Here is an 8,250-nt window from a genome sequence, read left to right as displayed (position 1 = left end):
CTTTGAGGTGCTTAAAGTTAGTAAGGAATATAAGAACGAAGGTCAATACAGAAGAATCCATATAGACCTAAAATAAAAAATAAAGTCCATTCCAAGAGGAACAAACTATCATACGCAATTTTAGTTTAACTCTTTTGGAAGGATATTTCAAGAGGTGATCTTATGGCGGTTCCAATATTTTTAGCTTATATAGATTATTGCAAGAGTAATAACCTTAAACCTAATATAAGGGAACTAAGGGTATGGAAGAAACTTTATAACAATAGATAAAATTTTATGAAGTTGTACATTATGGACAACTTGTATATCAATAGAAAAGAATTATGGAGGAATTAATATGTTAAAACTAAAATTAAATATGCTTTTTGGTGAAACAGTAGATAATAAAGAAATTTGGTATTGTAATGATGAAAATACAAATAAATTTTATAGAAAAACTTTAATTGCTGATGATAACAATATAATAGAGCATATAGATGAGGTTCCAGAGGAATTAGTTGAGAATTATATTTTTAATAATAAAGAAAGGTTAATAAAAACAATGAACTTATAAAATTAATATATGTGGTTACTATGTAAAGTTATGTAGTAACTACATTATTTTAAATAAAGGGTTCGTCATAATGACGAAGGGTAATAGTATTAAAACCAACTATCTTAAAGATAAAGAGGTGAAAGAATGTATTGTGTAATTCAAGAGATAGAGAATAAGAAGTGTAATGAGTTTGGAGAATTTAAGAATTTAGAAGTAGATTCTACAACATGGACTATAGGTGGAGAAACTAAAACAAAGTATTCATATAAATGGACAGGGGGAAGATTTGAAAGACCTATCAGAAAAGCTTATAAGATAAGTATACATGAAAGCTATAGAGAGAATGGAAAGGTTAAAAAGAAACAGTGGTCAATATGTACCATGGGATATTATGATTTATTAGAATCATGGCCAGGAGATTTTATTTTTCAAAGTAAGCTGAATGAAAAGCTTCAGGAGATGAATATAACAGAAGATGAATTATGGAATATGGTATATAAAAAACTAGATCCAATAATAAAAAAAGTTGAAAGTGAATTTCATAAAACAGAAGAATATAAAACTAATAAAAAACATACTGAAATAATTCAAAGATATATAATAGATAAAGCTGACTTTGAAAAAACTTATGGAGAAGATACTTACGATTATTGTTATGATGTATTTGGAACTTTAAGGAATGAGGAAATGCTTAAAAATATAAAAGCTCAATATGAAGCTAGAAAAGAATATGAACGTAGTTATTATGAAAATTTTAATAGTAACTACAGTAATTATGATTTTAGTAGTTACTTTAAAAATAATAGCAGTACCTACACAGAAGAAGAGAAGGAATATTTAAAAGCAATATATAAAGCTGCAGCTATGAAACTTCATCCAGATATTAAAAAAGATAATGGAGAGGGTATGAAATTTTTAAATAAGTTAAAGGAAGAATGGGGAATATAGAATATCACCTTTTTAGAAAGGAATACCCCGTGTAGTAGGTTCGACATAATGTCGAAGGGATATATAAACAAAAGCACTGCTTAAAAGTGATTTAAAATAGGTTAAAAAGCATATGCTTTTGGTCACTTTTTAATCTTTATCGATATGCATATGCAAATTACAAATGTAATATGCACTGCCTTTTGTACTTTTACAATAAAAAATAAACATAGTAGCTCCAAGAGCTATACCTTTGTCCAATTTATTTGTAACTATATAATTTAAAACATGTTTATCAATAAATTTAAGGGGATGCAAAGTTATTTGTTATGGGGGAAGTCAATGTAATTAAATGAGTAAAAATTAAAGTGGTGTACTTATTCAGTTTATTTAATTGGTAATGAATTAAAAGAAATTAACGAAGCCAATTCTGGACTCGTTTAAATGATAATGAGAAATTCCCTTTTTCAAAAGTATTACTTTATCCCGCTGCGGGAAATACCTATAAATAATTAATATCCAAGGAGTTAAAAACTGCGATACCATGGCTTAAATATATAGATAAAAAATAAGCTTAAAGTACTGATATTATTTGATTTAGAGTGTTTTTCATGATATAATAAATATAAAGATAAAAATAAATAATTAAGTACCCCATGATAACGAATCCTATTAAATAGGAATTGTATTATGGAAGCCTATGAAGATATGGCACGGGAAATTAACTTTCTTAAAAAAGAGAAGGTTGTTCTCGTGCCTTTTTATTTTTTATATCACTAGCCCTAAGTATGGCGTAAAACTGCTCAATGTATAATTTAAACCTTTAGCTTTATTGAGGGTAACAAATAAGCAAATAAAACATAGCCGACTAGGCGTAAAACAGGAGGTAATATTAATGGAAAATGTAGAAAATGAGAATGGATCAATGGAAGAGAATGCAACAGATATTCAAAATGATAATAAAGAAGATACTCAAAAATCTTTTACTCAAGAAGATGTAAATAAAATAATATCTAAAAGATTAGATAGAGAACGTTCCAAATGGGAAAAAGAATTTGAAGATAAACTTGAAGAAGCTCAAAAGGTTGCTAAAATGTCTACAGAAGAGAAATATCAGCATGAGCTTAATAAAAAAGAAAAAGAATTATCTATTAAGGAAAAGGAAATTAACGAAAAAGAACTTAAAATTACAGCCTATGAAATTCTCAAAGAAAGAGAGTTACCAAGTGAGCTTATGGGGCTTTTAAATTATTCAAATATAGATGAATTAAAAAAGAGTGTTGATATAGCAGAAAAGGCTCTTAAGTCAGCAATGGGAAAACCAATTAAATTTAGTGGGATAAAACCTGTAGATGTAGATACATCAACTAAAACTTCTAGTGATCCATTCCTACAAGGATTAAAAATAAAATAAAAAACGAGAGGAATGTGATTTAATATGGCAATTGATTATGCAGTGAAGTATTCAGGAGCAGTAGATGAAAAATTTAAAGTAATTAGTAAATCAAATCAATGTATTAATACTGATTTTGATTTTACTGGAAGTAAAGCAGTAAAGGTTTATTCAGTAAATACTGCTAAAATGAATGATTATAATAGGGAAACTGTAGAGGGTAGCAGATATGGAGTTATAGAAAATCTAAGTACTACAACACAGGAAATGATTTTATCCAAAGATAGATCATTTACTTTTGCAATAGATAGAATGGATATGGATGAAACTGCTATGGCTCTTGAAAGTGGAAAAGCATTAGAAAGACAATTAAGGGAAGTAGTAGTTCCTGAAATAGATACTTATAGATTTGCAAAGATGTGTGAAGAAGCTGGGACGAAAGCTACACCAGTAGCTATTACAAAGGATAATGTTTATGACAAAATAACAACTGGTACTGAAATTTTAGATGACAAAGAAATACCTCAAGAAGGAAGATTCTTAGTAGTAACCCCCAAAATATATAAAACTATGAAAAATTCAAAGGATATAACAATGGAAACTGAAATAGGTCAAGAAATGAGGATAAAAGGTATAGTTGCTATGTATGATGGTATGCCAGTTATAAAAGTACCATCTAACAGATTGCCTAAAGAGGCGGGATTTTTAATAGGACATCCATCTGCTACTTGTTCACCTGTTAAACTAGCAGAATATAAAATACATGATAATCCTCAAGGTATAAGTGGCTATTTAATAGAAGGTAGAGTTTATTATGATGCTTTTGTTTTAAATAATAAAAAAGATGCATTGTATTATCATCCAATATCCACAACAACACCTTAATTGAGTAAAGAGCTATAGGGCTAAATGCTTCTATGGCTCTTTATATAAAAGATATTAGCAGGAAGTGATTTTATTAGTATGAATCGTGAAGAAATCCAAAGAGAAATAATTGGTATGGAAAATGAAATAAAAGAATTAAAGAAGAGATATAAAAGATTTATGAAATTAAATAAAGGCAATATGAATAATGAAATGAAGATTAAAGCTAAAAGTGTAAAGAAGTATATTAAAGAAAGTGAAAAGGAATTAAGAAAAGCTAGAATACAATTTTATACGTATTTTTAGGTTCTAATATTAATAGAAAGGAGGTAACTATGGCAACAGTATCAACTAGTTTAAAGATGTTTGATATGATGACAAGACCGCTACAACAAGTTACTAATGCATTAAATTCAACTGAATTAAGTATGAATAGAGTGGCTAATAGAAATAGTAATATGATTAGTTCTTTAAATGCAACAAGGGGCATAGCACAAGGAACAACAGTAGGATTTAATCAGTTAACCAATGCACAAAATAAAGCAACTAATGGGCAAAACAATTTAAATAATGCATTTAATAAAGGTACAAATATAGTAGAGAGATTACTAAGTAAGGTTATGGGATTAGGTAAAGCTTACTTAACATATCAAGCAATAAAAAAGGGAATAGAATTAACTATAGGAGGAGCCGCTAAATTAGAACAACAATTAATTACCATTTCAGGTATGTTAGGCAATAAGGATGTAGGAAAAGCTTTCTTTGGAGAATTAAATAGATATGCAAATATAAGTGTATATGGATTAAAAGAATTTAATACTATAACAAGAAGTTTTATTCAATTTACTAAGAATACGGATAAACTTATGTCTTTAAATAAAACTGCTGAAAAATTAGCTTTTTTAGATCCAACGCAAGGTTTGGAGGGTGCAGGATTTGCACTTAAAGAAGCATTAAGTGGAGATTTTATGTCAGTTAGGCAGAGATTTGGATTTGGTAAAGCAGACGCAGAAATATTAAAAGCTTCTACCAGTATGGATGATTTTATAAACAAATTTAATAAGTTGTTAGCTAGTAAAGGTGCTACGGATAAGGCTATGGAAGCATTTAATCAATCGGCAGTTGCTCAAATGAATAACTTAAAATCTAATATAGAAACTGCATTTTCACAAGCAGGAGAGAATGCATTAAATGCTGTAAAACCAATATTAAGTAGAATAAATCAAGGATTTAGAAATGGTAGTTTCCAACCATTCTTTGATGGAATAAACGCAGGTATTACAATAATAGCTAATGTAGCTACTTGGGCATTTTATTTAATTCAATCTGGAGCAGATATAGCAAAATGGGGTTTTGAATCTTTAATAAGTATTGTTGAAAACTTAGGAATGACATTATGGACACTATCACCCATTATATTTGGCATTGCCGCCGCCTGGGGAACTTATAATACTGTAATATTAACAACAAATGCTTTAACAACAATAGCTCATGGATTAATGGCAGTATGGACTTTCTTAACTAATGGATTGACTTTTGCAAAATTACGGTTAGCAGGTGCCATATCATTAGGAGCTTTAAAGCAAAGTTTACTTAATAAAGTAATGTTAATGAATCCTATAGGCATAGTAATTGGATTGATAATAGGTTTAATAAGTGCCATGCTAGCTTTTGGAGCTGTTACAAATGGAATTAGAAAAACCTTTGCAGATGCATTTGGGTATATAGTAGATGTAGCTCAATGTGCTGTTAATGCAGTAATAAATATTTTAAACGGAGCTATAAAAGGCATAAATAAAGTATCAGGTTTCTTTGGGGGCTTATTAGGAATTGAAACAAAACAAATACAGGAAATAGAATATAGGGCTGATTTTAGTAAATTCAAAGCATCAGGACAGGATTTTATTAAAAATGCTACTTTGGATGATGTAAAAGCTAAGTTTGGTTTAGATAAAATAGGACAAGGTATAAATCAACCTGTACCTAATATTATGGATGAGTGGAATAAAGCACAAGGACCAGGAACCTTAGGAATGGCTGATCCTAGCAAGAATTTAAAGAAGGGTAACAAACATCTTAAAAATATAGATGATAAAATTGATGTTAGTAATGAACATCTACAAATGATGAGAGATTTAGCAGAGCAAGAAAGCATACAAAACTTTGTAACTTTACAACCTAATGTAAGTTTTGGAGATGTACAAGTAAAAGAAGAAGCTGACATAGATAAAATAATTGATAAGATAGAAAATTATATGGAAAATGAATTAGTTAATAGTGCAGAAGGGGTATATGCTTAATGTATAGGAGCTAAGGAGCAGTAAGCTCCAAGGCTCTTATTTATTAAATGCTAACATTTGCTAACATGTTGAGAAATGTCAAGGTGTTAAGGTTTGTTAAGGTTGCACCCTTTTGGATTATTTCCAAAACAAACGAATAAGTATAATAAATGCAACGCTACTTCAAAAAACTTCAATTCAAAGTGAAGGAGCGTTGCAAAATATCCTTGTAAATCCTTGTATAAGTAATTACATTTTAAAAGAAGTATGCGGACATTTCGTAGTCCCTAAAAAGGGATAAGAAAGTATTCGGCACTTTCGGCAGCCCTAAAAAAGAACGAATCCGAGTTTTCCGAGTCCCTAAAAAGAGATTCACCAAGTTTGGAGAGTCCTATTAATCCAAGAATAGTTGATTATTGGGGAAAGGAATAGGTATCGGTTTTGGTGATACCTATATGCCTAATGTATTGAAACGTTACAGTAGATAAGCAACTGAATGATATTCAGATACCTGGAATAAAATATTTAATGAGGTCCAACAGTATGATGGTTCTTATATACGGTGATTATATTTCTCCGTTTGTGGGGAATGAACATATATTTGTCACAGATGATAAAACTATCAAATGTGAGGACAACAATTAAGGAGGTAACTATGGCTATAGATTTAAAACAGTACTTTAAGGACTTAGATAGAATAGATGAGTTAAAGGAAAAGAGAGAAAAAGGCAATATAACAGAACGTGTAGATGCAATGTTAAAAATAATGGATCTAGAACATAAGTATATAGATTTTAAATTTGCTTTTAAATATTTAAGTGAAGAAGATAAGAAGTATATATTTCTTAAATTTAAAAAGAAATTAAGTGCTAAAGAATTAGCTAATATATTTCATGTAGCCAGGAGTACCTTATATAGAAGAGAGAAAAGAATGATAAAACAAATAGAAGAAATAATAAATCTTTAAATGAGGTGCTTTAGTATGACTAATGAGGAACTAGTACATTTATATCAGAATGGAGATGGACAAGCATTATCTAAACTTATAGAACAAAATACAGGTATAGTTTATAAATTAGTTAATAAATTTTATATAGAAGGTACTAATTCTATAGATAAAGAGGATTTGGAGCAGGAAGGATTCATAGGGTTAATAATAGCCGCTAATAAATATGATTTTAATAATCCCAAGAAAGCTAACTTTATAACTTATGCTATACATTGGATATATTCTAAAATAAGCAGATTTATAAATCAAAAGAATACTAATGAAGAAACAAGCCTTAATATTCCTATAGGTGAAGATGAAGAAAATGAATTACTAGATACAATTAAAGATATAGATTATTCCTATGAAAATGTAGAAGAAAAAATATATATACAGCAGTTAAGACAAGAACTTGAAGAATTAATGTTGCAACATAATACTTTACGGCAAAGGGAGATATTAAAACTACATTATGGATGGAATAATTCTAAGCCTATGAATTTACGTGAAATAGGAGAGGTACTTAATATGCCCTACAGACATGTGAGGTGTGAAAAATTTAAAGCCTTAAGAAAAATAAGATGGACACCTTGGGGAAGAAATAAAGCTAAGGAGATATATGTAAAAAAGGTATATGATGCTAAATATGATATAAATGCTAATTTAGAATTCATGGATTGGAAAGATAAATATATATGTTAAATGACTATCGGAGGTATTTCCGATAGTTTTTTTATTATAATGGATACAAACTTACACTCGTGTAGTTGAAGCATGGAAAATAAAATTAAAAGTTTAACTGCCGAAAATTCGGAGGTTAAAATATCTTTTAGAGCCATATAGGAATGATTTTAATATAAGAGGTGTTATACCATTGCTATCTTGTAAAAAACTTAATACAAGCTAAATAGCTAAGGTAATAATATAAGATATATATATCAATGTTTTAGTTAAGTTAATTTGTCGTTAATTTGTCGTTAAAAAGTAAATAAAAACATGTAAAAGGAATTAAATTAAAATAAATATAAACTGTATAACTATTGATATATAAGGGATAGTGTAAAAGCAATAAATTATAAATTATTTATGAAACTAACTACGAACCAGTTGGTCGGGGGTTCGAATCCTCTCCGACGCACCATGAAAAGTTCTTGATTTTCAAGGACTTTTTTTATTGTCTATAAATAAAACCACCTGCTATGCAGGTGTGTTCAGAAAAGCTTAAGCGTTGAAAAAAAACACCTCACTTTGATAGAATAGATAT

The 8,250-nt window shown here is 29.1% G+C and carries 8 protein-coding genes; all 8 read left to right on the top strand.

What is annotated here, in order from left to right:
* Positions 1-337 precede the first annotated feature (337 nt).
* The 8 genes from J2Z24_RS21000 (at position 338) to J2Z24_RS20965 (ending at position 7,688) form a co-directional block, all read left to right on the top strand.
* Positions 338-553, top strand: coding sequence for a hypothetical protein (locus J2Z24_RS21000; protein ID WP_035150140.1), 216 nt, complete (start codon positions 338-340; stop codon positions 551-553).
* Between the two features lie 126 nt (positions 554-679).
* The gene (locus J2Z24_RS20995; RefSeq protein WP_111947720.1) at positions 680-1,483 is read left to right on the top strand and encodes a hypothetical protein; all 804 of its coding nucleotides are present in this window, start codon (positions 680-682) and stop codon (positions 1,481-1,483) included.
* Positions 1,484-2,357: 874 nt separating this feature from the next.
* Entirely contained in the window at positions 2,358-2,876 is a 519-nt protein-coding gene (locus tag J2Z24_RS20990) for a DUF4355 domain-containing protein (protein ID WP_051593453.1), read from the top strand.
* Between the two features lie 24 nt (positions 2,877-2,900).
* A complete protein-coding gene (locus J2Z24_RS20985; RefSeq protein ID WP_035152557.1) occupies positions 2,901-3,740 on the top strand; it encodes a major capsid protein in 840 nt (279 codons plus the stop codon).
* 78 nt (positions 3,741-3,818) lie between these two features.
* On the top strand, positions 3,819-4,025 hold the full coding sequence (locus tag J2Z24_RS20980; protein WP_035152560.1) for a hypothetical protein: 207 nt from the start codon (positions 3,819-3,821) through the stop codon (positions 4,023-4,025).
* A gap of 29 nt (positions 4,026-4,054) precedes the next feature.
* Positions 4,055-6,019, top strand: a complete 1,965-nt coding sequence (locus J2Z24_RS20975) for a phage tail tape measure protein (protein ID WP_035152564.1) — start codon at positions 4,055-4,057, stop codon at positions 6,017-6,019.
* A 634-nt stretch (positions 6,020-6,653) separates the two neighbouring features.
* Positions 6,654-6,965: a sigma-70 family RNA polymerase sigma factor gene (locus J2Z24_RS20970; protein WP_035152567.1), complete on the top strand. Its 312-nt coding sequence runs from the start codon at positions 6,654-6,656 to the stop codon at positions 6,963-6,965.
* 15 nt (positions 6,966-6,980) lie between these two features.
* A complete protein-coding gene (locus J2Z24_RS20965; protein ID WP_035152570.1) occupies positions 6,981-7,688 on the top strand; it encodes a sigma-70 family RNA polymerase sigma factor in 708 nt (235 codons plus the stop codon).
* Positions 7,689-8,250: the final 562 nt, after the last annotated feature.

Source organism: Clostridium tetanomorphum (genome assembly GCF_017873215.1).
GTDB lineage: Bacteria > Bacillota > Clostridia > Clostridiales > Clostridiaceae > Clostridium_AO > Clostridium_AO tetanomorphum.
This window is presented reverse-complemented; position numbering and strand designations above follow the sequence as displayed.